Source organism: Syntrophorhabdus sp. (assembly GCA_012719415.1).
Taxonomy (GTDB): Bacteria; Desulfobacterota; Syntrophorhabdia; order Syntrophorhabdales; family Syntrophorhabdaceae; genus Delta-02.
The window spans coordinates 20,130-44,786 of the sequence record JAAYAK010000313.1 but is presented as its reverse complement, the minus strand read 5'-3'; the positions used below and the strand labels follow the sequence as shown (position 1 = coordinate 44,786).

The window sequence follows — 24,657 nt, the reverse complement described above, 5'->3', positions numbered from 1 at the left end:
CCTTCCTTATAGTTACCCGGGAATGGCCCGTCTCCTTCTGTATCTGCCGGATGCTCTTCCCGTAGACCCGGTGCGCCGTCCTGATGTACTCGTACTGATCCATCGTTATCACCCTTTCCCTCCGGTACCGTCGGTCTTGTCTTCAAGACCAAACTTACCAGAGATCGTCTCCGGGGTGGGTCAATTTTCGGTGATCATTTGCCCGTTGGGTGGGTCAGTTTTAGGTTATCACAACCAGGCGAGAAAGGAGTACATGGTGGTCGATGTTGTCGATATCCTGAGAAGGCTTCAGATCGGCTCCTTTTCATGTGCTCAAGAATTGCCTTTCCCGCCCTGACTCATTTAGATGAAACTCCAAATATCTTCACAGAGTAAGTAATCAAAGGTTTTGATATGGTCTTTTAGTATGTTTTCCGTTTTCATATTGGGCCGAATATCGCAATAATAAACTCCGTCCAAAGGGTTAAGCTTTACTGTATACCCCTTGAAATGCCCTGGCAAAAAAGTCGCGTTTATTCCATACTCGTTCTCTCTGCTTGTATTCTTGCGTTGCACATCGTTGAGAAAAATGGCTATATGCGGAGTTACGGTTTCTGTCAGTTTGTTATAAAGAAATTTATCGACGAATATTTTGTCGATTCTGTCTTTGCTTGATGTCTTTATTGACCCGATGACCTTTATACTGTCTTTGTACTGGACTATAAGATCGTGTTGATAGCTCATATCGAACAGTTTTGCTCCGTTCATAAGGACAGGGACTTGAACCACCCCGGCCCGACAAGGAATACCTATTTCTTTGATGATCAACCGTACAAAATTCTCAAATAAATCGCCGTTTAATTTTCTTGCGCGGTTGGATTTACCGGCCGGTAGCGCATCAAGTGCGGCGCCAATACATTGTTGAATGGTGTAGACCGAGTGTAACAGAATGTTTCTTTGTTCGACATCTTTTGAACCAATCTCTCTTGCGACCTTAAGGAGCCTGAGAAATTCTTCGCCCTTCTTAGGAAAAGACTTGATGTCGTACATCAAATTGGAATTAATTGGCCTCGTTATCTGATAGTCTCCTTCGCGGCCATATTGGTAGAAATTGTAGTAGTTTTCGTTTTGGGAAACGATGGTTGCTTGGAGATTGCTTGCAATGTAATCGAGATATGTTCGACAGAAATTAACATATCCCTTCAAATTGGTGAAATTATCTTTATTGGTAGCTTTACCAACGATGGCTCTCAGCCTCATAATTTCAGCCTTATTTTATAGAGTTTCTTCTTTGCATGTTTCCCAAATCATATTGAATCCATTTTTCTATGGGCCAATTCTCCACTAATTCAATGCGCTTGACGGCCCAATCAAGATATTCACGGCTTGTATCGCAACCCAGCCATTTTCGTTTCAGTTGTTCTGAGGTAACCGCCGTCGTCCCAGAACCCAAAAACGGATCTAACACCATGTCGCCGACATTTGAGGACGCTAGAATTATCTTCCTCAACAGTTCTTCCGGTTTTTGCGTTGGGTGTGCGGTTTTTTCGTGCATACCGTTGCAGGTCGTCGGAATGTCGATAACATCTTGAGGCTTAGCACCACCCGGATGTGGTTTCCAAATATGATTTTTCCCATTGCCGTATTGACTCGTCAACGCTTGCGGGTGGTCCGGATATTTTAGGGTGTGCCTTGAATACGGGATTCTAATCAGATCCACATTGAAAGTAAATTGTTTCGATTTTCTAAAAAGCAAAATACTCTCATGCGATCTGCCCCAGTCTTTGCCTAAATTTGCCTTGTTCTTGTAATTCCAAATAATCCATCGACAACTCTTGAAAAACTTCATTGAAGGAGCTTTTAGGTCCGCGAGTATTTCCGAGAATCCACATATATAGAGTGTTCCCGTTTCTTTCAGAACCGTCGCTGCGGGCTCGATCCATTTTAGAGACCACTCAATATACTCTTGTTGAGATTCAAAATTATCCCAATCGGCTTTTTTTATATTGTACGGCGGATCGGCAAAGACCAAGTCCACCGAGTCTTTCGGCAATGATTTCAGCCAAGCCACTGAGTCGCCAATCCAAATCTCCCCATTTGGATGTTTATAAAATAACTCGGGCTTTTCCGGGCTCATCGTATTAGTGTCAAGAGAATATTTTGTGCCATTAAGCTGGGGCTGGCCAAGGAAGGTTGGCATTTCTTTCTGTCGGACAAATGTTTGTCTCATAGGTAATATATAGAGGCTCACCACAGCCGCTACTACGTCTATCATAGCTTAAGGCGTCAAAAAATGGAAGGCCAAAGAGCAGCGGACCCTAGGGAGCAATACGGATTGAGAACGGGCCGGGGGGGTTCCCTGCGAGGCCAGGGGGCCCAGTGGGACATCGTTAGCAAGAAAATAACTCAACCCACAGAAGGATCAGACACCTCATTTTCCCTGAAGAAAAGCAATATGGATTGAGAACGGACCGGGGGGTTCCCTGCGAGGCCAGGGGTTCCCCCGGTCACTAGGGAGCCTAGGGGGATATCCTGTAGTCCTCCTGGCCTGTGGCCTGTGACCCCAAGATGCTCCTGCAGCTTAGCAAAGCTCAACAAGCTTCTCTCTCAGCGCGATGGCCACGGCATGGGTTCTGTTGACCGCATCAAGCTTCTTCATGGTGTTGTCTATGTGGAACTTTACCGTCCGCTCGCTGATCTGCAGGATGGTCGAGATGTCCCATGTGCTTTTGCCTTCCATAAGCCATTTTAAGATCTCTTTCTCCCGGCTGCTCAGGGGTGGCAGATCAGAACGGGCCTTGCCCAGTATCCGGCTCATCGCCTCATGGAGATGAGGGGAAAACAGTGATAAGATGGTCTTGTGCCGCTCTCTCTTGGAAAGTCCGTAATAATGCAAAACACCATTCTCATCGCCGTTCAGGTTCTTTATGCCACAACTGTATCCCTTGCCCTCCCACGTAGCATCAAGACCGAAATCCCGACACAATCCAAACGCCCCCTTGTAGAGTTCACGGGGCTCAACGTAACGCTTGAGTATATCCGACCAATACTGCAGGTCATAGACTCCAAAGCTATCCTTTACATAGGGGTCAATTTCATGGAACCTCTGCTTGACATATTCATCTACAAATTGGTCCGGGTAGTTGTGGTTGACGCTCACGGCCGTAATCTTGCCCGCCAGGTTAACCCTTCCCAGCATGGCACCCGCTTTCTCAAAAGGTACAAGCCGATTCAGTTTTCCAATGAGAATCTCGATCTCGTTGTCCTGAGTGCATCGTGTGGCATCATGTATCAATTCGAGCAAAGAGACTGCTTCATTCTTTGTCAGGTCCTGTATTTTCACGATCGAGTGAGAAAATTCTAAGCCATTTCCGGAATATGTTCAAGCAAATTGACTAGTTGTCGAGCAGAGTTGTCGGGCAGGCAACTAACCCATAGGACCAGCGTGGAAGAAAACCGCACTTCATTTGATCAGCTCAGAATGTGTTCTCGAGAAAAGGGGTGACTTCTTGAAACGCGTCTCCCTCACCCGTACTTTCGGACAGTTGTCTGGATGCCGTAAGCCGATTAGCATATACCGGTACACATGTCCTGAAAGGAGAAGCCAGAACACCCCGCAACCTCGTTTCATTGTTATGCGTCTGAGGGAGGGTACATGGCATTATGAAGAAAGCATCTGCGCAATTCCCTCCGCTCTCTGTACGGGAGCGAGAGATGCTTCGTTGCTTGATGAGTGGAAAGAGCACAAAGGATATTGCTGCAATCCTCGAGGTCAGCGAGAGAACAATAAAGTTTCACATAGACAACATTATGAAAAAACTCGATGCCGAAAACAGAACCCACGCCGTGGCCATTGTTCTTGGAGAAAAACTCATGAAGATCGATTAGATCCGCTGGGCGCAGGGGACTTTGGGCCCTTCTGATTTTCACATTCTCCCGTGTTCTCTGTGCCGTTGGCAATGGCAGTCCAGGAATGATGATAGGTACTGCCAAAACAATGCTCGTCAGCGCTTACTCTCCTTCCAGGAAAACTGTCTCCTTATGGCGTCTCTCCCTACCGTCGCAGACGGGATGCGAAGGCGGCCTGATTCTGGTGGGCTCCGGAATCATCAGACCGGGATCTTTTATTTCGTCTCTTCGTGTCCTCCACACCCTCGAGCAAAGCGGACGTGAGATAATTCTTCCAGTCTTCAGTCTTCCTACAAATACGTCGGCCCGTATTCCCCGCAAAACCGTTCCACAACCCCCCACAGCTCCCCCGGCAAAACCGCCTTCACCTTGTCAAAGACCTCCTGCCCAACCGGACCGTAATACGCTTCGGCGATGGCGCCCGTGATGCAGGCGAGCGTGTCGCTATCACCCCCAAGAGAAATGGCGTTGCGGATGGCGTCTTCGTAGTTGTCGGCGCTCACGAAGGAGATGATGGCTTCCGGTACTGTCCCTTGGCACGATACGTCGAAGCTGTACGACGGGCGGATGCCATCCACCGTGCGGTTGAGATCGTAGCCGAATCGTTCGGTTATTTCCTTCTTGATGAGCTCTTTGTCCCCCGTTGTTCTGGCCAGGAACACGGCCAGCGCCGCGGCCTCTGCGCCTTTGATGCCTTCGGGGTGGTTGTGGGATATTTCCGCCGTGCGGGCGGCTTCGGTGAGGACCTCGTCGACGCTATCGAATGCCCACCCCACGGGACTTACCCGCATGGCGGAGCCGTTGCCCCAGCTGTTGTATGGTTCGGGGGAACTGGAGCTGAGCCAGCGCCTGAAGTCGCCGCCGTACCCCGCGTGCGGATACCGGCGGCCCAGCTCCCACACTGAGCGGCGGTAGTCCCCGTACGTCATGATGGCCTCAGCTACCGCGATGGTAAGAACGGAGTCATCGGTGAAACGGCACCGGGGATGGAAAAGCGGAAAATCCTTCGTCTTGATAGGATGCGCCTCATACACCGACCCAACAATATCACCCGCAATAGCACCAACCATTCACCCACCTCCGACGTTCACTTCCTGCAAATCACAAACACGTCCGACGGGATAAAGAGTATCAAAGACTTGCCTCTCGCCCTCCCGTCGCAGACGGGATCAAGTCCGCAGAGATCGCAGAGAAAGGACGCCGCCTGATCCCGAAGCCTCCCAGGATCAGATTTTGGTAGGCTCCGAAATCTGGCCGCAATCTTTTATGCATTTCTCTGTGCCCTCTGCGGTCTTGAGCGAAGCGGGCGAGAGATAGAGTCTTTTCGTCTTTTCCGCCCCCCCCCAGGACCTGTCTCCACTCACGGAATCTGTAGGGCGTCAGAATATCCATACGAAATACACTGGCCGTCCGCTGTTTCCTGGTATCCTTTCTCCTTGTGGGAGAAATCCCGTATTGCCGTCGCAGTGTAATCCTTGAAGAACTCCTTGACCGTGATCAGTGTCTTGACTTCATTCTCGGAAAACCATGAGAACAGGTCGGGGGTCCTGATCGTTATGAGTTTCTCCGCTATATGGTCCGATCCGCAGGGCACTTCTTCGACTTTCAGTGAATTGTTTCCGATGAGTTCAGCGAAATAGCGTTCGTAGTTGTCAGGCACGGGGCCATGTGTGGCATGCGCATAGCGGGCTCCCGTTATTGATGTGGTCTTTTCCCTGAAGTGACTGAAATCGGCATAGAAGAGGAGCTTGTTCACCTTCGTTTTGAAATCCCCCCCCTTGCAGAAAAAGAGTATCGCGTTCAGAACCCTCGACACGTCGAGATGCCTGTAGCCGCTCAATTCGTTCGCCTCGTACTTCCCGAAGCGCTCCTCGAAGATCCTCTCGAAGGAGAACGTCTCCTCTTCTTCTCTCCTGAGGTTCTCGAGAAACAGCTCCCTTTTCCGGTCGCTGAGCGCGGACGGCGTCTTCTCTACTAGATTGATCAGGTTCCGAGGGTCCATCGCGAGTCGGGCTTCCTTGTCATGGGCCTCGTCCTGCAATGCCCCGTTCTCGTACCGATTGAGGGTTACCTGACCCCAGCCAAGCAACCTGCTGAACTCACTCTGGGTCAGGCCATGTCTCTTTCGAAAGTCCTTGAACTCCCAGGGCTGGAGCATCCCGTGCCGGGAGCGGTACTCCGTATAGGCCTTTTCCAGAGGATCCCCGCCAGCCTTGGGGTCGTCGAAAGTTTCGCCGCAGGCCGAGCACTTGTAATAGGTGACGGGAACTTCTATGCGCTCGCCTTTCACCTTGATCTCTTCAGTGGCGTTGACCACCTCCACGTCCTTAACGTCTTCGCAGTATGGGCAGATGATTCTCATTTCTTCTCTCCTTTCTTTTCATCTCTGAAAGGGAAACGAAGCGGATGTTTTGCCGGGTGAAACGACAGGCACTTCGCTATGGTTTGCGACCTGACCGGCGCCAGTTTCAGCTTGATATATATGTCTGTACCACTCGTGTTTATCCCAAAGACCCACACTTCACCGGGCATGTCCCTGTCTGGGCCCGGCCCCTCGCAGTAATCGTCGACGGTGAGGTTCAAGATCTCATCACGGCAGTTGGCTTTCGTAAAACCCAACCATTCCATGGCTTCCATGAAACCCTCTCGCGTGACAAAGTAGATGCCCTGCTCCTGCGCAACCTTCTTGAAAACCCTCAGGAATGCCTTGACTGCCTCCCGCTTCTCCTCAGTCACTACCCGCCCCTTGATAGAATTCCTGCTACAGATTCATTATACCACGTTATGATAAATAATCAATCATAAGTTATCATATGATATAATATAATTCCAAGAAGACGCCCTTCATCGTCTAAAAAGGCAGTCCCGTTTGTGGTGCATTACCCTCCCGTCGCAGACGGGATGCGAAGCATCAAAGACTTGCCTCTCGCCCGCTTCGCTCAAGACCGCAGAGAGCGCAGAGAAAGGACGCCGCCAGATCCCGAAGCCTCCCAGGATCAGGCGGCATTCTCGGCCCGCCCTTCGGCGGGAGAGAGGACCCTATGTCTTGCCTCCCGTCGCAGACGGGATGCAAAGGCGGCCAGATCGTGGGAGGTTCCGCGATCTGGCCGCAATCTTTTATGCATTTCTCTGTGCCCTCTGCGGACTCTAGCGAAGCGGGCGTGAGATAAGGTCTTTTCGTCTCTTACGGCCTCTCGATCAAGACGATCTCGAGGTCCATCACGTTTGTCCCCGTCGGCCCCGTTATCAATAGCTCCCCCGTTTCCTTGAAGAAGCTATACGAATCATTCCTCTCCAAAAAGTCCCTTGCATCCAACCCCTTCTCCTTCCCTCTCTTCACCGTCCCCCCGTCGACTATCGCCCCTGCCGCATCCGTCGGACCGTCCGTCCCGTCCGTACCCGCCGACAGGAACGTGACGCCTTCCATCCCGTCCCCAGCTATGGCAAAAGGGAGCCCAGTGGGACGTCCCCAAGAAACCAAGAAAGCGCGTTTCTTCGGGGCCTTGAGGCGCTCTGAAGAATAGCTTAATTTCTTAACGTCCCCGTGGTGGGTGCTTTCTCGGCGGGGGTCCTCCCAGTTCCACGAAGAGAACAGTACTGCAGCGATTGGTATGGCGGCAGAACAAATGGGGAAGAGACCTTGAAGAAGAGGGCACAACCGTCGGCGACTGCCGAAAGAATTGACCGAAAGGATAGAATGTGAAAATGCGGAGGGTGTCTCCAAAGTCCAATTTGTTGGCAGAGTGCCCTCTAATAGGTGACCCCGCGGGGTTGGTCGTTTTTTGTTCCGCGACCGCTAAAGCCGGCCTGCCTTCTTTAACTCGGCTTCAAGGGAGGCAAGGGCCATGACGAGGGTCAATGGCGCATCCAGCAGTGGGACCGCGCCATAGGCGGCATACCATTTGGCGGCCCGGTCGTTCTTCCCGTCGATGATGAGGATCACGCCGCCGACTTCAGTTGCGGCGCGCAGGCAGCGCCGGCCGGCCGCGGCGATGAGTTGACCGCCAAGCCCCCGTCCTTGCACGTTTACGTGCGTGGCGATGCGCGCGAGTCTGAAACCCGGTACATCGTGGCGGGCGAGGCCGCGGCGCAGGGTCTTCGGTGCCCGCTCATAGCTGAGCGACGCCGGCGCGAGGCTGTAAAAACCGAGAACGGTCCTGTCGTCAGCGTCGTCGATCGCGAGGATGGTCTTTGCCGCGCCGAGATCGTGACTCTGGCGCGCATAACGGTAGAGAAAATCGTTCAGGTCTGCGTCACCGCAATCGAAATCCTTGCGACCGTGCTTTTTTGCAACAGGCTCTTCGTGCCAGCCCGGAAGGGTCATGCCTTTTTCGGCATCGCCGCGATCGCGGCGCGAAGCCTGGCATTCGCCGGCGGCGGGTTTTCGAGCAGATCGAGAACAAGCAGGCTGTCTCTCTCTGACAGCTTGATGTGTTCTGCCTCCTCGATCACGGCTTCCGCCTCGTGCAACGCGGTCCGCGTCACAAACTCCGTCAGGTCCATGTGGCGCAACGCGGCTGCCCGGACAAGGCGTGCTTTCACCTCCGGCTTGACCCGGAGGTTCATCCTTTCACTAGCTTCAACAACAGCTCTTGGCATGACAGTCTCCTATCTTGTGTACTCACGTAAAGCGTACACCAGTTTTGCGCGCCGGTCAACTTCGCCTGAGCAGGGACAGGAGATCGAGCGAAGAAGCATCAATGTTCTCTCTCGTTTCATCTCTTCGCGCCCTCTGCGAAATCGGTCCCGTCTGCGACGGGTGGGCGCGAGGCAAGCTCTTAGCCCTTCCACACATACACGGGTCCGTATTTTCCGCAAAACCCCTCCGCAATCCCCCACAGGTCCCCCGGCAAAATCACCTTAACCTTATCGAAGATACTCTGCGCAACCGGCCCGTAATATGCTTCTGCAATCGCCCCTGTGATACACGCAAGCGTGTCGCTATCACCCCCAAGAGAAATGGCGTTGCGGATGGCGTCTTCGTAGTCGTTGGCGTCGAGGAAGGCGATGATGGCTTCCGGTACCGTGCCCTGGCAGGATACGTCGAAGCCGTAGGATGGGCGGATGCTGTCGACCGTGCGGTTGAGGTCGTAGCCGAAGCGTTCGGATATTTCCTTCTTCATGAGCTCTTTGTCCCCTGTCGTCCTGGCCAGGAACACGGCTAATGCTGCGGCCTGTGCGCCTTTGATGCCTTCGGGGTGGTTGTGGGATATTTCCGCCGTCCGGGCGGCCTCGGTGAGGACCTCGTCGATGCTGTTAAATGCCCACCCCACGGGACTGACCCGCATGGCGGAGCCGTTGCCCCAACTGTTGTATGGTTCGGGGGAACTCGAGTTCAGCCAGCGTCTGAAGTCGCCGCCGTACCCCGCATACGGATACCGGCGACCCAACTCCCACACTGAGCGGCGGTAGTCCCCGTCCGTCAAAATGGCCTCGGCCACCGCGATGGTGAGCACGGAATCATCGGTGAAACGGCACCGGGGGTGAAAAAGAGGGAAATCCTTCATCTTGACAGGATGCGCCTCATACACCGACCCAATAATATCACCCGCGATAGCACCAACCATTCACTCGCCTCCAATGTTCACTTCCCCCGAATCACAAACACGTCCGCACCTGGCTATGGCGTCTCTCGAGATGTTTCGCATATGTCCCTCCCAGCGGTTCGTTTCATGGGATCAATGAAAGTGCCATGTTACGGGTTGTGGACGGGAAGGGAGCCGCCATTTCTTTGAGCTTTGCGGGGTCGAGGACATCCGTTTCCAGTTCGTCCCTGAAGGGGACATATTTCCTGAGGTACACGGCGTCGAGGAGAGCCTTCTCGGCGGTGGCGATGCTGACCCCGTCTCTCGTGTCGAACCCGAAGAACAGCTTGTCGGCGATCGAGGAGAACTCGATCATGCGGTTCCCGTAGCTGATCCTGTTGCGTGCCCCGTACGTGGAGTGCAGCGTGACGGCCGTGCATGTCAGGGGAACCTGGAGCAAGAGCCCGTGGTAGTTCATAGCCCATTCGCAGGAGACATATGTCGGCATCCGGACGAAGCATGCCACCTCCTCCACGGTGGGGGGCTCACTCCTGAAGATCAGGGCGTTGAAATAGCACCCTTTCGCCAGCCGGGTCACATATCCGACCTTCAGCGCCCGGGTCAGGAAGACGTTGGCGTTGCCGGTGAGCTGCCCGGCGTCGGCGTAGGTGAAGAGCCTGGGCAGTTTCTCCAGTACCGCGAAGCTCGTCTGCCTGCTCATGACCCCGTTTCCCGTTCATTGCCGACGGTTCGGTACCCGGCAAGATCGAGGCCCTCCCCGAGGAGTTTCTCGAATGCTTCACCGGTTGCGGCGAGGATCGGTTGGAAGCTGTCCTTCCTGAGGACCTTCATCACGTCTTCGTGGATGAACCGGCTGAGGTCCCTGTCGATCTCCGCGCGAGCCCTGGCCGCCTCGTCACTTTCGGGGTTTTGTGCCAGTTGAGGGAAATAACCCGGCTCCCTCGTAAGCGCAAAAGGATGCTCGTACATCTCCAGTTTCCTCTTCACCAGCCCGATATCGGGTGTCAGGCTCAGCGTCTTCGTCATAAACCAGATATCGTAGAGATCCCTGCCTTTGAGGTAGCGGCGTTCCAGGAGGGCCCTGATCTTGTCGGAAAAGATCTCCTCCACCGTTTCGATGTTGACGACGCGTCCGGGCGGGAACATGACCTGGCCGGTCCTGATGAAATACGAAACCGCCGGCGCCGAGGAAAGGATCACCTGTTCCTGCCCGGGGGAGGCGCCCGCCTTCAGCCTCTCGAACTCCAGTTTCACCATGGTTTTCCCGCGCTGCCCTTCCGAAGCATACTCGACAAAAGCCGTGACAGACCCTTCTCTCCCCCTGTCCTTCTGTCTCAGCGTGAAGGCCCCGGGACCGAATTGGGCCTTGATGCCTGTTTCGATGCTGACGGCAAGGGAATTAAGCAGACCCGTCAGCTCCGTCATGCTAAGGGATGTCACGAAGTCCAGGTCCTCGGAAAACCTTTCGTTCCCATGAAACCATCGCAACGCGGTGCCGCCCTGAAAGATGATATTCCTGCTTTCCTTCCTTGAAAAGAGGTTGTAGAGCGTGATGAGCTGGATAACCTCAGCGGATTTGATCCTGCCCTCGTCGAACGATTTGACTCCCATCACACCCTCCATTACCATCAGATGATTGCAGTATAATACACTTGAGTATTATAAAGCAAGCCAAACAGATCAAACCTCGGGGTTCAGGAGGATAACCTGCGCGGGGTCTCTGTGCGGTGTCTTTCATTCCCGTCTGCGACGCGAGGGCGTGAGGTAAGTCTTCAAGTCTTTCTATCTGTTAACGCTCAAGCTGTTCAAACGGCTCAAGCCATTCAAGCCGTCTTTTCTTCCACCTTCCAACGGCTCTAACGCGCCCTTCAAGGGCGCTCAATAAGGACGATCTCGAGGTCCATCACGTTCGTCCCCGTCGGCCCCGTTATCAATAGCTCTCCCGTTTCCTTGAAGAAGCTGTACGAATCATTCCTCTCCAGGTACTCCCGCGCGTCGAGCCCCTTCTCTCTCCCTCGCTTCACCGTCCCCCCGTCCACTATGGCCCCCGCGGCATCCGTGGGCCCGTCCGTTCCGTCGGTACCCGCCGAGAGGAACGTGACGCCCTCCATACCGTCAGCGGCGATGGCGAAGGCCAGTGCCAGCTCCGTGTTCCGCCCCCCCTTGCCGTCCCCCTTCACCGTTACCGTCGGTTCGCCGCCGTAGATGAAGCACATGCTCTGGCGTTGGGGGTCGTTGCCTATCCATCTCTGGGTGGACCTGACGGCGCGGGCGTAGCGGGCGCCCAGTTTGCTGGCTTCGCCCTCCACGTTGTTGGCGGGGGCGACGGGGTTGAAGCCGAGTTCGATCGCGCGTGCTTCGGCGGCGGCTGTGGCCTTCTGGTTGCCGGCTATGATGATGTTCTCGAAGTTCGCGAAGACGGGGTCGCCCTTCTTCGGGGTCTCGGGGAAGGTACCGGCGGCGCCGTCAAGGAGTATCTTCATGACATTGGCGGGGACTTTGTCCTTCAGGTTGTACCTGCCGAGGACATCGATGGCCTCCGCGTACGTCGAGGGATCGGGCGCCGTGGGGCCCGAGGCGATGACGTCCAGGCGGTCGCCGATGACATCGGAGAGGATAAGGGATATACCGTGGGCGGGGTAGGCGGCCTTCGCCAGTCTGCCGCCCTTTACCCGGGAGAGGTGCTTGCGCACCGTGTTGAGCTCGTCTATGCTGGCGCCGGATCTGAGCAGGAGGTCCGTCACGGCCTGCTTGTCGGCAAGGGTCATGCCCTCCGCGGGGGACGCGAGAAGCGCCGAGCCGCCTCCGGAGATGAGAAAGAGGGCAAGCATTGTCTCGTCGGCGTCCTCAAGGACCCTCAGGATCCTCTGCGCCGCCGCGTGGCCCGCCTCGTCCGGTATGGGGTGTCCCGCCTCGAAGACCTCCACGTTGCCGTGAAAGACAACACCATGGGCGTGGCCGTACTTCGTAAGGACGATCCCCCTGGCGTGGACCTTGTCGTTGAGTTCGTCCATGGCCGCCTTCGCCATGGTGGCCGCGCCCTTGCCGAGGGCGATGACCTCCACCTCCGTGACACCCGTCTCCCGGCACACGTTGAACACATGAGGCATATGCTCCCTCACGGACCGCCCCGGATCAACAGCCCGAAGCCCTGCCCTGAAAATATCAACGATCGCGTCTCTTCTCTTTTCCGGCGTCATAGTAACTAGTATAACTCGTAAAGGATCAAGTTCAAGACATAAAGATGGCTTGAATGGCTTGAATGGCTTGAGCGGCTTAAGCGGCTTAAGCGTGGGAAACAAAGAATAAGCCTCCACATCTCCGACAGGCTGGAGCAACCGTATTCGCACCAGGTCAAAGATACGAGCAGCAGTATTTTCTATTTTTTAACGTTCGAGCGGCTCAAGCGGTCTTCTCTTCGTTCAAGCCGTCTTTTCGGATGGCACGTGCGTCATGCATTCCTCGATCTTGTGCTTCTCTTCCTCAGACGGGAATTTGATGACGTCCGACGGGCACGTTGACACGCACAGGCCGCAGGCCACGCAGGCACCTTCGTCTATGTGCGCTATGGGGACGCTCGTTGAGCTTAAGAGACCAAAGATGGACAGATCTCTTTGCTTGATCATGATGTCGATGGCCTGCTGGGGACACGCGTTCTTGCAGGAGCCGCAACCACTGCAGCTCTCTTCCGCCACCGTGGGATAGAGGCGTTCCTCGCCGCGGTCGAGGAGGATCTCGCCGAGGGCTCCGAGGACCTCGCGCGGCTTCCAGCGCCTGTCACGGGGATGACGCAAGAAGCCGATGTGGTATTTTTTGCGGCTCCACCGCGTCGGGTTCCAGCGCAGCTGGGGCTCGGAGCGATAGACACAGAGGAATTCCCTGCCCTTGAAATGCTCGGTGTAATCGTCGAAGGAAACCACCCGGTCCGCCGCCAGGGTGAGGTCCCGTCCCGGCCCGCCTATGTGGATGGCACCGTCGGAGGCGCTGAAGTTCTCGCCTTCCTCGAGGTTGATGATGATGACGCCCTCGCGTCTCGCTTTCTCGAAGGTCACCTCGTCGTAGGAGGGCATCACGGTGTTCTTCGTGACAATGTAGACGGTCTTGTCCGCCTCGTTCAGCTTCCGCGCGGCCTCGATGAAGCGGGCCGACATGTACTCGTAGAACATCGCGTCGCCGGCGTCGCCGGTACCGAGATAGAAGGCGCAGGACCCGAAGTCGCCCTCGGGCATGGTGATCTCCGGGGGGTCCTCGTCGTTGATGAGACCATCTTCCCTGGCGGCGGCCAGGAGGAGGTCCGCGTCCTTCACGGCAAGGACACCGGCGCCAAAGCCTGTCATGATGGAATCCTTGATGTTCATGGGCTCCAGGGCGCCGCCGCAGGCGAAGACGCCCGGGGCGTCCGTCACGAGGGGCTCTTCCTCCACGACAAAGCCGTATTCGTTGAGGGAAAATCCGAAGAGGGCGGAGAGGTCCTTGAGCCCGGGGTTGGGGCGCAGCCCGATGGCAAGGACGATGTAATTGAATCGTTCCTCCCTGAGCACTCCATCGACGAAGTAACGGACCGTCACACCCTCCTCGTCTTCTTCAAAGTAGCGGGAATTGGCGCGCACGAAGCGGACGCCCGCGTCGCGGTAGACCTTCTCGAGGTAGAATTCCTGACCGAAGAGCCGTAAGTCGTTGTAGAAGACCGCTATCTCCGGTTTCGCCCTCTGCAGGGTCCACTTGACCTCGCGGATCGTGTAGGAGCAGCACACCGAGGAACACAGGGGGTACTCCTTCGAGCGCGAGCCCACGCAGAGGAAAAACCCGATCTTGGTGAAGTCTTCCGGCAGTTCGCCGTTCTTCTGGTCGATGCGGGCGTCGTACTCGAGGCTCGTCAAGACCCTCTTGCCCTTGTACTCGACGGGGTCATAGGGGGAAAGGCCGGCGGCCACGATCACCCGGTGGGCCTCGACCACCTCGCCGTCACTCAAGGTAACCGAGAACCCATCGGCCTCTTTGCGCGCCGCCGTGACGGACGCGCCCCGTATGACCTCAAGGTTGGGGTGGTCCTTTATCTCGTCGAAGAATGTCTTGAACCCGATGCGGCAGTTCGCGATGCGGGCCATGGTGCCGCCCAGCTCCGGCGTGCTCTCAAGGATGATCGCCCTGTGGCCTTCCTTCAGAACGACCTTGGCCGCCGATACGCCGCTTATGCCCCCGCCAAGTATCAGCACGTTCACAGGGCACCCCCTTCTCCCATGATGTGGAGCAGAAGGTCCGTGTAGTAGACGACCTTCCTTTCCCCGGAGAACGTCTTCATCGCCATGTGGCAGAGGGGACAGAAAACGACGATCGTCCCCTGCGACCTGTCGAGGACGAGACGCGAGAGCTTCTCCGTGACGTCCTTGTTGATGAAGATCTGATTGCCGCCGCAGCAGCGGTCCTTCACCGCCTCGCCGGACACATCCCCGCCGAAGCGGGCGATGGTCTCCTCCATGACGGTGGTGTTCCGTATCGCCGTCTCTTTGGGCCTCAGCAGGATGCAGCCATAGTAAGGCGTGAAGACCTGGCCGGTGAGGTCGCGGTCCTGCTTCATCGCGGCGAAGAAGGCCTCGTCGAAGAGGTCAAGAGGGTGCGTGACCGCGAATTCCCGCTCCTCGTCCGCCTCTTTCAGGTTCTTGTAGCACGCCGGACAGGGGGCGACGATCTCGCTGAAATGCCCCCGTGCCTTCTCGAGGTTCTTTTTCGAAAGCCCCGCGAGTTCCCTCCGGTCACCGTACTCGAAGGCCCCGCAGCAGTTCCAGTCGGGTATCTCCCTCAAGGTGTGGCCCTGTTTCGCGAAGACCTTCTTGATGCCCTTGTCGAGCCTGTGCGCCGAGCCTGTCAGCGAGCAGCCGGGATAGTAGCCGTATTCCATCTTACATCCCCTTTACCTTGTGGGGCAGGTGGAAACCCATGTATTCCATCCACCGCGTCATGTGCTTCATGTACCCTCCCTTCAGGAGAAAGGGCACGGCCTTCATGAGCACGTAGGGCTCGTAGACCCTGCCGAAGAGAGAGACCGACCCCTTGAAGGCCTTTTCGAAGGGAGATTCCGTCCCGAGCTCATGGCGCAGGGCCCTTACCACCTCGGGTATGCGTATCTCCCAGGGGCAGGCGCCGGTGCAGCGGTAGCATCCCGTGCAGAAGCGCACCAGCGGCTCGTCGGCGGCCACGTCCTGTCCCAGGAAGAGCCTCTGGAGCATCTCCTGGGGGTTCGTGCCGGGAGACAGGTCGTTCACGGTGCACACCGAGGCGCAGATCTTGCATCCCAGGCACACGGCGAAGTCCTGCCTTCCGTAATCGGTGAGTTCCAGGGCGTGCTCAGTCTTCGGCATCTTTCAGTTCTTCCTCTATAAAGGTAAGGTAAGGTATGATCTCGTCCTTGCTGCGTCCCGACATGTAGGAAAACATCCCCTGGAGCCTCTCGGAGACGCCCTTGAAGTACTTCGTCAGCGGTATCCCCTGAGGGCAGGCCTCCTCGCAGGCACCGCATCCCACACAGGTCTGGGAGACATGGTACATGCGGATGAGGTGGAAGAGTTCCTTGCCCCGGGGCATCCCCGTCGACCCGGCGCGGAAGACCTTGTTGAAGAGCGCGTCACCCTTTGGCAGGTATTCGTCGCCGTTGAAGACGCAGTCAACGCAGTAGCACACGGGACACATATCGCGGCAGTTCATGCACATGATACACTTCGAGAAGTCTTTGGCGAACTCCTTCATGTCGATCTGGAACGCCGGCCGGGGTTCGGCAGGTCCTATTGCCATCTGCGCGGGCGCTTCGGCGGCCTCGCCTTCGAGAAGGGAGAAGAACGCCTGTCCCTTGTCCGTGTAGGGAAAGGCCCAGTAGTCCCCGTTCGCGTCGACGCGTATCCCCGCGTCACCGACGACACCGCGCCGCTCGCGGCAGTTCGCGCAGGCCCAGCGCGCCTTTTCGGCATCCTTCGTGAGCCCTTTAAGCTCCTCTCCGGCCGGGATGTCGCCCTCCTTCTTCGACGAGACCGTCCCGAAGCAATCGACGGACACGGCGATGATGTTCTCGGGTTCTATCTGCGTCAGCTTGACGAGCTCCACGTAGGACCGTATCTCGCAGGGCCGGAGCATGAGGATGATCTGCGCCCCCTTCGCGAAGAGTCTTCTCAGGTAGAGGGCGCCGTTCATGGCGAAGACGGGGCTCATGAGGGCGTAGTTGTCCAGTCTGTCCTTGAAGACCCGGTGGTAGACGTTGCTCGCGTCCTTCTCGAACCCCATCACCAGGTATTCCTTCTCCGCGAGGAACGTGTCGAGAGCGCTTTCGAGTGCGCCGTTCTTTATCTTCTTACCCTGCATTTTTCTTTTCCTTTATGTCGTTGTAGAATTCCGTCACCTTTTCAACGAACCGCCGCGCCTCCGAGGCGCTCACCCAGAAGAGCCGGAGCCTGTCCTTCATGCCGAAGGCGTCGAAAAGCTCCTTCAGGGCCGCTATCTTCCGGCGGGTATAGTAGTTGCCCTTGATGAAGTGACAGTCCCCCGGGTGACAGCCCGCGACGAAAACGCCGTCGGCCCCCTCGAAGATGGCCTTTATCACAAAGGCCGGGTCGACCCTGCTGGAACAGGGAACCTGGATCACCTTCACCCCTTCCGGGTACTTCATCCTCAGGCTTCCCGCCATCTCCGAGGCCTTGAATGTACAGTAGGTACACGCAAAACCCACGATCTCCGGGTTCTTTGCCGTTCTATCTTCCATGTACTTCCCCTCTACCCTTGACGTCGTTCGAGGTCATATTGCCTCCAAAAATGCGCTTATCTCATCATCGAGGATGGCGTCGTAATAGCCCCTCAGGCTGATCGCCGATGACGGGCAGGTGGCGTTGCAGAGCCCGCAGCCCTGACAGGCGGCCTCCTCGACGTGAACGACCCGTTTGTCCTCATCGTACTTTATCGCCTTCGAGAAGCACGCCTGCTCGCACATGCGGCAGCCGCTGCACCGCTTGGGGTCCACGAAGGAGATGAAGGGGTCCACGAAGGCGTAGCCCAGGTTCAAAAGGCCATACAACTTCAGGGCCGAGGCCCTGCCGTGGTTGATCGACTCCTCCATGTCCTTGGGCCCGGAACAGGAACCGGCGATGAAGATACCCTTGACGGCGGTATCGAAAGGCCTCAATTTGATGTGGGCCTCAAGGAAGAACCTGTCCTTGTCGAGGCTGATCTTGAGAAGCGTGGCGAGCTTCTGGCTGTCCACGGGATAGGACATCCCGATGGAGAGGACCACGAGGTCGAACTCGCGCTCGAAGGTCTCGCCGAGAAGCGTGTCCTCACCCCTCAGGAGGATCCCCGTCGGCGCGGGCACGATCTCCCCGATATTCCCCCGGGTGAAGAGAACTCCCTTTTCCTGGGTGTCTTCGAAGAACTCCTCGGCCCCCCGCGGATGGGCCCTCATGTCCATGTAGAAGGACTCCACGTAGGAATCGGCGTACCTTTCCCTGACGGCTTCTCCCACGCGCAGGGCGTTGATGCAGCAGATACGCGAGCAATAGGGCCTGCCGATCTGCTCGTCCCGGGAACCGATGCAGTGGAGGATCGCGACCCGGGGATTCTCGGGCAGGGCAAGCTCGCCCGCGCGCTCGAGGTCGAGTGTCGTCACGATCCGCGGGTCCTTCCCGTACTGCAGCTCGGGCTTTATCGCGGGATCGAAGGGCGCGAAGCCTATGGCCGCGACCGCCCCGCCGATGATGATCTTCCTCTCCCCCGCCGGGGTGTCGAGGGTCGCCTGGTAGTTGCCGAAGAAGCCTTCGAAGGCCTTAAGCTCCGAGGACGTCAGGATCTCCACGTTCTGCCTGCTCCTGAGCTCCTTCTCCATGTCTCCCGTTATCTTCGCGCCGCTCGTCCTCGCCGGCCAGATGTTCCTTATCTCCCGCACGACCCCGCCGAGCTCAGGCTCCTTTTCCACGAGATAGACCTGCATGCCCATCTTCGACAGGAAAAGCGCCGCGGAGAGACCCGAAACACCGCCCCCGATGACGAGGGCCGTCTTGTTGACCTCCACGATCTTTTCCTCGAGGGGAACCTGGTGCGCCACGCCGTAGAGACCCGACAGGATAAGCCTCTTCGCCTTTTCCGTGTTCTCTTCTATGTCGTCGCCCACCCACGAGCAGTGCTCCCTGATGCTCACCCTGCGCAGCAGGAAGGGGTTGAGGTCTTTCTTTCTCAGCACATCCTTGAACATCTCGCCGTGGAGGGACGGGGTGCAGGACGCTACGATGACGCGGTCGAGGCCGTACTTCTCGATGCTCTCGCTGATCAAGTCCTGCCCCGGCTCGGAGCACACGAAAGGGTAATCCTGGGAAACGACCACATTCGGCAGTTTCCCGAAGAACTCGCTCAACCTCTTGACGTCCACCGTGTGCTTGATGTTGTGCCCGCAGTGGCAGATGAAGATCCCTGTTTTCATGAAGAGGCACTCTCCTTCACGTATTCCATGCACCGCGACGCCGCTTCCCCTCCCGAGGCCACCGTGTCGGGGACGTCTCTCGGCCCCGATGCCATGCCGCAGACGAAAATGCCGTCCACGCTCGTTCTCGAAGGCTCCACCACGCTGGTGCTTATGAAACCGTACTCGTCCCTCTCGAGGGACATCATCTCGCACATCTCCCTGGTACCCGCCCGGGGCCTCACCCCCGTCGCGAGGACGACCACATCCACCTCTATCTCGTGGAGCTCGCCGGAGAGCATGTCCTCGACACGCACCAGGAGGCCGTTCTCGCCCTGCGTCACCTCTCCGGGGATGCCGCGGATGTACATGGCGCCGTTCTCCTGGGTGCTCTTGTAGAACTCTTCGTAGCCCTTGCCGTAGGTCCTCACGTCGATGTAGGAGATATAGATCGTGGCATCCTTGATCCTGTCCTTCACGATGCACGCGTGCTTTGCCGTGTACATGCAGCAGACCCGGGAACAGAATCGGGCACCGCTCTGGCGGTCGCGGCTGCCGACGCACTGGATGAAGTAGAAGCGCTTCGGCGTCTTCCCGTTCATGACGATGTCCCCACCCGTCGGCCCCGTCACCGAGGTGAGCCTCTCGAACTCCATCCCCGTTATGACACCTTTCAGCCTGCCGTAGCCGAACTCCGTCTTCTCCGTTGGGTCATAGAGGTCGAAACCGGGGGCGACGACGATCCCGTCGAAGTACATCTCCGCCAGTTCGTCCCGCATGGAGTAGTCTATTGCCTTTGCCTCGCAGCGACGGAGGCATTCCCCGCACCCTATGCATCCCTCGACCTGGCCGGCGATGCACCGTCGTGCCTCGGCCATGGCGTCCGCGCTCGGGTAGCCGAGCCCCACCTCGCGAAAATCGGTAACCCTCTCGCCCACCGGCTCTTCGGGCATTGCTATCCGCGGCAGGTGCTCGATCCTGCCGGTGAGGACCTCACGCTGCTCTTCCGAAAGCCTCTGTGGCGTGCCGCGCTCCTCATCGCCCGCCGGGGCCTCGCCCCTGAGGTAGGAGCCGATCGACCACGCCGCCTTCCTTCCGGCGGCTATGGCATCGATGACGTACGCGGGCCCGGTGACCACGTCCCCGCCCGCGAACACCCCTTCGATGTTGGTGGCACCCGTCGCGGGGTCTATCGTCACCGTGCCCCCCCTGCCCAGGGCGACGCCAAGGGATTCGAGGAAAGAGGTCTCCACGGCCTGGCCCAGGGCGGTTATGACCGAGTCCACGGGCATCGTGAACTCCGAACCGGCCTTCGGCACGGGCCGGCGGCGGCCGCTCTCATCGGGCTCGCCCAGCTCCATGCGAACGCACTCCATCTCCGCGACCTTTCCGCCATCCCCCCGGAAACGGACCGGCGCGGCGAGGAACTCGATGCCTATCCCTTCGTGAAGCAGGGCGTCTATCTCTTCGCCGGCCGCGGGCATCTCCTCCCGGGTGCGGCGATAGACGACGGTGACGGACGCGCTGCCCAGCCTCTTTGCCGTCCGCGCGCAATCGACGGCCGTGTTCCCGCCGCCGATGACCGCGACACGGTCGCCAGGGGACACGTGCTCGCCCCTGTTGACACCACGCAGGAACCTGATGCCGTCGACGATCCCTTCAAGCGTTTCGCCTTCCACACCGAGGGGAAGACCCTTCGGGGCACCCGTCGCCACGAAGAGGGCATCACAGGCGTCCCGGATCACGGCGGCGGTCTTTTCTCCGCCAACATCCACGCCGCAGAGGATCTCCACCCCGAGCCTGCGGATATAGTCGATCTCGCCCTTCAACTCCTCCTTCGGGAGCCTGTATTCGGGAATGGCATACCGGAGCATGCCGCCCGGCTCGGGGAGCGCCTCGTACACGGTCACGTCGTGGCCTTCCAGGGCGAGGTCGTTGGCGCAGGCAAGCCCCGCCGGGCCGGCGCCGATCACGGCCACCTTCCTGCCCGTCCTCTGCACCTGGGGGACCTCCAGGGAGGCGATGTCGAAGTTATCGACGGCGAAGCGCTTGAGGTCCCGGATCGCCAGCGGCTCGTCGATCTCGCCCCTGTTGCACACCCTCTCGCAGGGGGCGTAACAGACCCTGCCGCAGACCGACGGGAAGGGGTTCGTCGCCCTGATGAGCCTGTAGGCGTCGGCAAACCTCCCCTCACTGATGTGCTTCAGGTAGCCGGGCACATTGGTGTTGACGGGACAGGCATCCATGCAGGCCATGTTGCACAGGCGCTCTTCCCGCTTGTCTATGAGGGCCTTGTTGGGAATGGCCTGGGGGAAGGGGATGTAGACGGCCTTCCGCGGTCCCGTTCCCACGTTGAACTCGTTCTTCATCACCACCGGACAGCCTCCGGAACAGACGCCGCAGGCGGTGCATTTCTTCAGGTCCACGTACCGGGACCTTTTCAGGATGGTGGCCGTGAACCCCCTGCCCTCCTTCTTCACGGCCATCACCTTCGCCCACGACAGGAGGTCTATCTTCTGGTTCAGCGCGACCTCCACCATCTTCGGTGAAAGGACACAGGTGGAACAGTCGAGGGTGGGGAAGGTCTTGTCGAGCTGTATCATCCTGCCCCCGATGGAGGGACTCTCTTCCACCATGGTCACATTGATGCCGCAGGAGGCGATCTCCAGGGCGGCGGTGATGCCGCCTATCCCTCCACCCACAACGAGAACTTTTGTTTCTTTTTCGTCCATCAGCCCTTTGCCAGCTCTTTGAGTTTGTCACGCACCTTGTGGATGTCCCCGACGATGCCGTAATGGGCATACTGGAAAATGGGGGCCTCCGGGTCCTTGTTGACGGCGATGATGCAGTCCGAGTCCTTCATGCCCGCGATGTGCTGGAAGGCGCCCGATATGCCCATGGCAAGGTATACCTTCGGTTTCACCGTCTTGCCCGACGTTCCCACCTGCCGCGCCTTGGGCAGCCACATCTTGTCGATGACGGGGCGCGATCCGGAAAGGACCGCCTTCAGGATGCCCGCAAGCTCCTCGTAGCCGGAGACCTCGTCCTGGTTCCCGACACCCCTTCCCACGGAAAGGAGGAACTCCGCCTTGGTGATGTCGATGTCCGCCTTCTCTTCCTCGACGTATTCCACGAATGTACGGGTCTCGACGGCGGGGACGGCTTCGATGGTCTCCGCGGGAGCGGCGGCCTTTTCCACCGCGAACTCCCGGAAGCTCCCGCTCCTCACGGTGAGTATGGCGGGAGAGCCCGCGGCCTTGAACTGCCCGAAGACCTTATCGGAGTAGTAGCTCTTCAGGAAGATGCCGGCATCCCTGTCATAACCGCTCACATCTGTTATCACGGGCATTCCGAAAAGGCCCGCGGCGTATGCCGCAGCTTCCATCCCCGATGAGGACTGGGTGAAGAGGATGTGGTCCGGCTTGCCTTTCGCGGCAAAGAGGGCTTCCAGTATCTTCCCCATGTTCATGGGATTGAGGTACACCTCTTCGGCTGCCGTGACCTTCACGATGGCGTCGACGAGCTTGTCCGCCACCTCATAGGCCCCGTCCGGGACGAGAAGGACCGACTGCCCTCCGAGAAGGGCGCCAAGACCCAGCGAGTCGAGGTTCCTCTCCTCGAAGACGCCGCGCCTCACCTCTGCAACGATCAGCGTGTAACTCATTGGCACACCCCCTTCTCCTTGAGAATGCCGAGGAGCTGGCCGCACACATCGGCGAGCTCTCCCTCGAGCATCGTCGCCCCGCCCTTTTTCTCGGGATAGACCCACTTCGTGAGCTCGATCTTAGGGGAGCCCTTTTCATATCCATCTGCCTTGAAGACCTTGCGTTCCACCTTCGAGGCCTTGCGGATACCCATGATGGAAACGTACCGGGGCTCATTGATGCCGCTCTGTATCGAAAGGACACAGGGGGTTGCCACCTTCACCTTCTCCTGGAGGCCTCCCTCGAGCTCCCTGCGGATCATGACATGGTCAGCCTCGACGGCGTCGATGCCGATCACCATGGACGCGTAGGGAAGACCCATCAGGGCGGCAACGATACCTCCGACGGCCCCGAACTGGTCGTCTTCCGACTGCACACCCGTCAGGATGATATCAAAGGGGACCTTCTCCTTGTCGATGAAGCTGCGGATGAGCTCGCCCCTCATGAAGGGGTCGTTGAGGACATCCCCCGTTTCCACGAGAAAGCCGTCCTTCGCCCCCATGGCGATGGCGCGCCGCAGAACCTCGTCGGATTCGGCGTCACCGATGGAAATGGCCGTCACCGAACCGCCCGCCTTGTCGACGATGCGCACCGCCTCTTCCACGCTGTAGTTGTCCCAGTCATTGACCTTGAAGGGCACCTTCGAGAGATCGACGGCCTGCCCTTCCCCGGTGATGCGCAGCTCTTCTTCCTGGGTTGCGGCAACCCTCTTCGTAAATACAAGGATATTCATCTTATAAGACCTCCGTAAGTATTTCTGAAAGCTCCTTCACGGCGAGACCTTTTTCTGTGGCCGGGTCTTCCAGGGTCATGACGCAGAAGGGGCATGCCGTCGCGATGATCTCGGCACCCCTGCTGACGGCGTCGAGGACGCGGACCTCGGCGTTCCGCTGGTACGTCGCCTCGACCTCAAAGAACATCCTTCCGCCGCCGCCTTCGCAGCACAGGGACATTTCCCTCGACCGGGAGAACTCGAGAAGCTCGAGGTCGGGGACGGCGCCGAGGATCGAGCGCGGCTCATCGAAGACACCGTTCTGTTTCCCGAGAAAACAGGGGTCGTGGTAGATGACCTTCTTCCCGAAAGACCCCGGCAGCTTGATCGCACCCTCTTCGACGAGGGGTGCGAGAAGCTCCGTGTAATGGACGACCTTGATGCCCAGGTCCCCGTACTCTTTCTTCAGGACGTTCATGCAGTGCGGCGAGAGGGCGACGATCTCCTTGACGCCGTACTCCTCGAAGGCCGCCTTGTTCTCCTCCATGAGCTCCTCGAAAAGACCCGCCTCCCCGATGCGCCGGATCTCGTTGCCGCAGCACGCCTCCTCCTCGCCGAGGATGCCGAACTCCAAACCACCGGCGTTGAAGAGCCGCGCGACATTCACGGGAATGACCATGCACCTCGGGTCGTAGGCCTGTATGCAGCAGACGAAGAGCAGCCTCTTACTCTGGGTCTCCGACACGTGGGGAACCTCGAAATCGAGTTTCTGCGCCCAGTCGGCGCGCTTGTTGCGGGAACGTCCCCAGGGGTTCTTCTGCACGAAAGTGTTCTCCAGGGCCTTTTGGAGCGCGACGGGGATGTCGCCGTCCTCCACGAGCTTCGCGCGAAGCTCGATGATGACCTCCGAAGGCTTCACGTCCCTCGGGCACCGTATGGTACAGGCGCCGCAGGAGGTGCAGTACCACGGAAGGGCCTCGTCGATGGCGGACTGGAACTGCTTCTTCCTGACGAGCATCCTCACGTTGAAGGGCGTCCTGCCCGATTCGGGGCAACTCCCCGTGCACTTCCCGCACTGGATGCATGTCAATACCCTGGTCGCGGCTTGTTCAACCATTACACGTAACCCCCGATGGTGATTCCATATGTATGACGGTAATTATTTTCCATGTTCCGGTGCAAGGACATATGCAATGGGGATACCAAAAAAGCCGGGTAACCCTTCGCCAATTATTATGGTATGTTAGCCCAAACGCGGCACAGGATGCAACACCCCCCGCGTGTTCGCTATGGAACAGGTGTATACTTTTGATACAGGCATATGGTGGCGTGAGCGGCTTTGATTGTCGGAACTGTTGGAGCGAGAGGAATGGCCGG

General features: G+C 57.8%; 24 protein-coding genes. 1 reads left to right on the top strand and 23 read right to left on the bottom strand.

Features of this window, described 5'->3' with window-relative positions; genetic code table 11:
* Positions 1-342: 342 nt before the first annotated feature.
* The 3 genes from GXX82_17595 to GXX82_17585 all read right to left on the bottom strand — a co-directional run bounded on the left by GXX82_17595 (position 343) and on the right by GXX82_17585 (position 3,283).
* Positions 343-1,239 (bottom strand): hypothetical protein, encoded by an 897-nt coding sequence (locus GXX82_17595; GenBank protein NLT24860.1) that lies wholly within the window; start codon positions 1,237-1,239, stop codon positions 343-345.
* A gap of 10 nt (positions 1,240-1,249) precedes the next feature.
* Positions 1,250-2,179, bottom strand: coding sequence for a site-specific DNA-methyltransferase (locus GXX82_17590; protein ID NLT24859.1), 930 nt, complete (start codon positions 2,177-2,179; stop codon positions 1,250-1,252).
* Positions 2,180-2,560: 381 nt separating this feature from the next.
* Positions 2,561-3,283, bottom strand: a complete 723-nt coding sequence (locus GXX82_17585; protein NLT24858.1) for a hypothetical protein — start codon at positions 3,281-3,283, stop codon at positions 2,561-2,563.
* A 359-nt stretch (positions 3,284-3,642) separates the two neighbouring features.
* Between GXX82_17585 and GXX82_17580 the strand changes: the two genes are divergently transcribed.
* Entirely contained in the window at positions 3,643-3,867 is a 225-nt protein-coding gene (locus GXX82_17580) for a helix-turn-helix transcriptional regulator (protein NLT24857.1), read from the top strand.
* A 311-nt stretch (positions 3,868-4,178) separates the two neighbouring features.
* Here the strand turns inward: GXX82_17580 and GXX82_17575 are convergent, their stop codons facing one another.
* From GXX82_17575 to GXX82_17480, 20 genes are all read right to left on the bottom strand, one after another.
* On the bottom strand, positions 4,179-4,958 hold the full coding sequence (locus GXX82_17575; protein NLT24856.1) for an ADP-ribosylglycohydrolase family protein: 780 nt from the start codon (positions 4,956-4,958) through the stop codon (positions 4,179-4,181).
* Between the two features lie 290 nt (positions 4,959-5,248).
* Positions 5,249-6,250 carry a DUF4065 domain-containing protein gene (locus tag GXX82_17570; GenBank protein NLT24855.1) on the bottom strand — a complete coding sequence of 334 codons (1,002 nt, stop codon included), beginning with the start codon at positions 6,248-6,250 and terminating at the stop codon, positions 5,249-5,251.
* Positions 6,247-6,624, bottom strand: coding sequence for a type II toxin-antitoxin system MqsR family toxin (locus GXX82_17565; GenBank protein ID NLT24854.1), 378 nt, complete (start codon positions 6,622-6,624; stop codon positions 6,247-6,249). The genes GXX82_17570 and GXX82_17565 overlap by 4 nt, the downstream gene beginning before the upstream one ends.
* A 448-nt stretch (positions 6,625-7,072) precedes the next feature.
* On the bottom strand, positions 7,073-7,315 hold the full coding sequence (locus GXX82_17560) for a hypothetical protein (protein ID NLT24853.1): 243 nt from the start codon (positions 7,313-7,315) through the stop codon (positions 7,073-7,075).
* Positions 7,316-7,684: 369 nt separating this feature from the next.
* The gene (locus tag GXX82_17555) at positions 7,685-8,212 is read right to left on the bottom strand and encodes a GNAT family N-acetyltransferase (GenBank protein ID NLT24852.1); all 528 of its coding nucleotides are present in this window, start codon (positions 8,210-8,212) and stop codon (positions 7,685-7,687) included.
* The gene (locus GXX82_17550; GenBank protein NLT24851.1) at positions 8,209-8,487 is read right to left on the bottom strand and encodes a DUF1778 domain-containing protein; all 279 of its coding nucleotides are present in this window, start codon (positions 8,485-8,487) and stop codon (positions 8,209-8,211) included. Before GXX82_17550 ends, GXX82_17555 begins: the two co-directional genes overlap by 4 nt.
* Before the next feature lie 179 nt (positions 8,488-8,666).
* Positions 8,667-9,455 carry an ADP-ribosylglycohydrolase family protein gene (locus tag GXX82_17545; GenBank protein ID NLT24850.1) on the bottom strand — a complete coding sequence of 263 codons (789 nt, stop codon included), beginning with the start codon at positions 9,453-9,455 and terminating at the stop codon, positions 8,667-8,669.
* Between the two features lie 103 nt (positions 9,456-9,558).
* Complete coding sequence (locus GXX82_17540) at positions 9,559-10,134, bottom strand: hypothetical protein (GenBank protein NLT24849.1); 576 nt, start codon at positions 10,132-10,134, stop codon at positions 9,559-9,561.
* Complete coding sequence (locus tag GXX82_17535) at positions 10,131-11,045, bottom strand: nucleotidyl transferase AbiEii/AbiGii toxin family protein (protein NLT24848.1); 915 nt, start codon at positions 11,043-11,045, stop codon at positions 10,131-10,133. Before GXX82_17535 ends, GXX82_17540 begins: the two co-directional genes overlap by 4 nt.
* Before the next feature lie 257 nt (positions 11,046-11,302).
* Entirely contained in the window at positions 11,303-12,634 is a 1,332-nt protein-coding gene (locus GXX82_17530) for a glycerate kinase (protein ID NLT24847.1), read from the bottom strand.
* Positions 12,635-12,856: 222 nt separating this feature from the next.
* Positions 12,857-14,656, bottom strand: coding sequence for an FAD-dependent oxidoreductase (locus tag GXX82_17525; protein ID NLT24846.1), 1,800 nt, complete (start codon positions 14,654-14,656; stop codon positions 12,857-12,859).
* A complete protein-coding gene (locus tag GXX82_17520) occupies positions 14,653-15,333 on the bottom strand; it encodes a hypothetical protein (GenBank protein ID NLT24845.1) in 681 nt (226 codons plus the stop codon). Before GXX82_17520 ends, GXX82_17525 begins: the two co-directional genes overlap by 4 nt.
* A gap of 1 nt (position 15,334) precedes the next feature.
* Entirely contained in the window at positions 15,335-15,793 is a 459-nt protein-coding gene (locus GXX82_17515; protein NLT24844.1) for a hypothetical protein, read from the bottom strand.
* A complete protein-coding gene (locus GXX82_17510) occupies positions 15,780-16,784 on the bottom strand; it encodes a 4Fe-4S binding protein (protein NLT24843.1) in 1,005 nt (334 codons plus the stop codon). Before GXX82_17510 ends, GXX82_17515 begins: the two co-directional genes overlap by 14 nt.
* Positions 16,774-17,181 (bottom strand): hydrogenase iron-sulfur subunit, encoded by a 408-nt coding sequence (locus GXX82_17505; GenBank protein ID NLT24842.1) that lies wholly within the window; start codon positions 17,179-17,181, stop codon positions 16,774-16,776. Before GXX82_17505 ends, GXX82_17510 begins: the two co-directional genes overlap by 11 nt.
* A 33-nt stretch (positions 17,182-17,214) precedes the next feature.
* Positions 17,215-18,885 (bottom strand): CoB--CoM heterodisulfide reductase iron-sulfur subunit A family protein, encoded by a 1,671-nt coding sequence (locus GXX82_17500; protein NLT24841.1) that lies wholly within the window; start codon positions 18,883-18,885, stop codon positions 17,215-17,217.
* Complete coding sequence (locus tag GXX82_17495; protein ID NLT24840.1) at positions 18,882-21,596, bottom strand: FAD-dependent oxidoreductase; 2,715 nt, start codon at positions 21,594-21,596, stop codon at positions 18,882-18,884. Before GXX82_17495 ends, GXX82_17500 begins: the two co-directional genes overlap by 4 nt.
* Complete coding sequence (locus GXX82_17490) at positions 21,596-22,528, bottom strand: electron transfer flavoprotein subunit alpha/FixB family protein (GenBank protein NLT24839.1); 933 nt, start codon at positions 22,526-22,528, stop codon at positions 21,596-21,598. Before GXX82_17490 ends, GXX82_17495 begins: the two co-directional genes overlap by 1 nt.
* Positions 22,525-23,301, bottom strand: a complete 777-nt coding sequence (locus tag GXX82_17485) for an electron transfer flavoprotein subunit beta/FixA family protein (GenBank protein ID NLT24838.1) — start codon at positions 23,299-23,301, stop codon at positions 22,525-22,527. Before GXX82_17485 ends, GXX82_17490 begins: the two co-directional genes overlap by 4 nt.
* 1 nt (position 23,302) lies before the next feature.
* Positions 23,303-24,397, bottom strand: coding sequence for a (Fe-S)-binding protein (locus GXX82_17480; protein ID NLT24837.1), 1,095 nt, complete (start codon positions 24,395-24,397; stop codon positions 23,303-23,305).
* Between the last annotated feature and the right edge of the window lie 260 nt (positions 24,398-24,657).

What these genes read in the sequence shown, in the direction of transcription:
- GXX82_17480 (NLT24837.1), bottom strand. Translation starts at nt 24,397, where the DNA reads ATGGTTGAACAAGCCGCGACCAGGGTATTGACATGCATCCAGTGCGGG.
- GXX82_17560 (NLT24853.1), bottom strand. Translation starts at nt 7,315, where the DNA reads ATGGAAGGCGTCACGTTCCTGTCGGCGGGTACGGACGGGACGGACGGT.
- GXX82_17530 (NLT24847.1), bottom strand. Translation starts at nt 12,634, where the DNA reads ATGACGCCGGAAAAGAGAAGAGACGCGATCGTTGATATTTTCAGGGCA.
- GXX82_17490 (NLT24839.1), bottom strand. Translation starts at nt 22,528, where the DNA reads ATGAGTTACACGCTGATCGTTGCAGAGGTGAGGCGCGGCGTCTTCGAG.
- GXX82_17500 (NLT24841.1), bottom strand. Translation starts at nt 18,885, where the DNA reads ATGAAAACAGGGATCTTCATCTGCCACTGCGGGCACAACATCAAGCAC.
- GXX82_17575 (NLT24856.1), bottom strand. Translation starts at nt 4,958, where the DNA reads ATGGTTGGTGCTATTGCGGGTGATATTGTTGGGTCGGTGTATGAGGCG.
- GXX82_17540 (NLT24849.1), bottom strand. Translation starts at nt 10,134, where the DNA reads ATGAGCAGGCAGACGAGCTTCGCGGTACTGGAGAAACTGCCCAGGCTC.
- GXX82_17550 (NLT24851.1), bottom strand. Translation starts at nt 8,487, where the DNA reads ATGCCAAGAGCTGTTGTTGAAGCTAGTGAAAGGATGAACCTCCGGGTC.
- GXX82_17515 (NLT24844.1), bottom strand. Translation starts at nt 15,793, where the DNA reads ATGCCGAAGACTGAGCACGCCCTGGAACTCACCGATTACGGAAGGCAG.
- GXX82_17520 (NLT24845.1), bottom strand. Translation starts at nt 15,333, where the DNA reads ATGGAATACGGCTACTATCCCGGCTGCTCGCTGACAGGCTCGGCGCAC.
- GXX82_17510 (NLT24843.1), bottom strand. Translation starts at nt 16,784, where the DNA reads ATGCAGGGTAAGAAGATAAAGAACGGCGCACTCGAAAGCGCTCTCGAC.
- GXX82_17590 (NLT24859.1), bottom strand. Translation starts at nt 2,179, where the DNA reads ATGCCAACCTTCCTTGGCCAGCCCCAGCTTAATGGCACAAAATATTCT.
- GXX82_17535 (NLT24848.1), bottom strand. Translation starts at nt 11,045, where the DNA reads ATGGGAGTCAAATCGTTCGACGAGGGCAGGATCAAATCCGCTGAGGTT.
- GXX82_17495 (NLT24840.1), bottom strand. Translation starts at nt 21,596, where the DNA reads ATGGACGAAAAAGAAACAAAAGTTCTCGTTGTGGGTGGAGGGATAGGC.
- GXX82_17580 (NLT24857.1), top strand. Translation starts at nt 3,643, where the DNA reads ATGAAGAAAGCATCTGCGCAATTCCCTCCGCTCTCTGTACGGGAGCGA.
- GXX82_17485 (NLT24838.1), bottom strand. Translation starts at nt 23,301, where the DNA reads ATGAATATCCTTGTATTTACGAAGAGGGTTGCCGCAACCCAGGAAGAA.
- GXX82_17555 (NLT24852.1), bottom strand. Translation starts at nt 8,212, where the DNA reads ATGACCCTTCCGGGCTGGCACGAAGAGCCTGTTGCAAAAAAGCACGGT.
- GXX82_17570 (NLT24855.1), bottom strand. Translation starts at nt 6,250, where the DNA reads ATGAGAATCATCTGCCCATACTGCGAAGACGTTAAGGACGTGGAGGTG.
- GXX82_17545 (NLT24850.1), bottom strand. Translation starts at nt 9,455, where the DNA reads ATGGTTGGTGCTATCGCGGGTGATATTATTGGGTCGGTGTATGAGGCG.
- GXX82_17595 (NLT24860.1), bottom strand. Translation starts at nt 1,239, where the DNA reads ATGAGGCTGAGAGCCATCGTTGGTAAAGCTACCAATAAAGATAATTTC.
- GXX82_17505 (NLT24842.1), bottom strand. Translation starts at nt 17,181, where the DNA reads ATGGAAGATAGAACGGCAAAGAACCCGGAGATCGTGGGTTTTGCGTGT.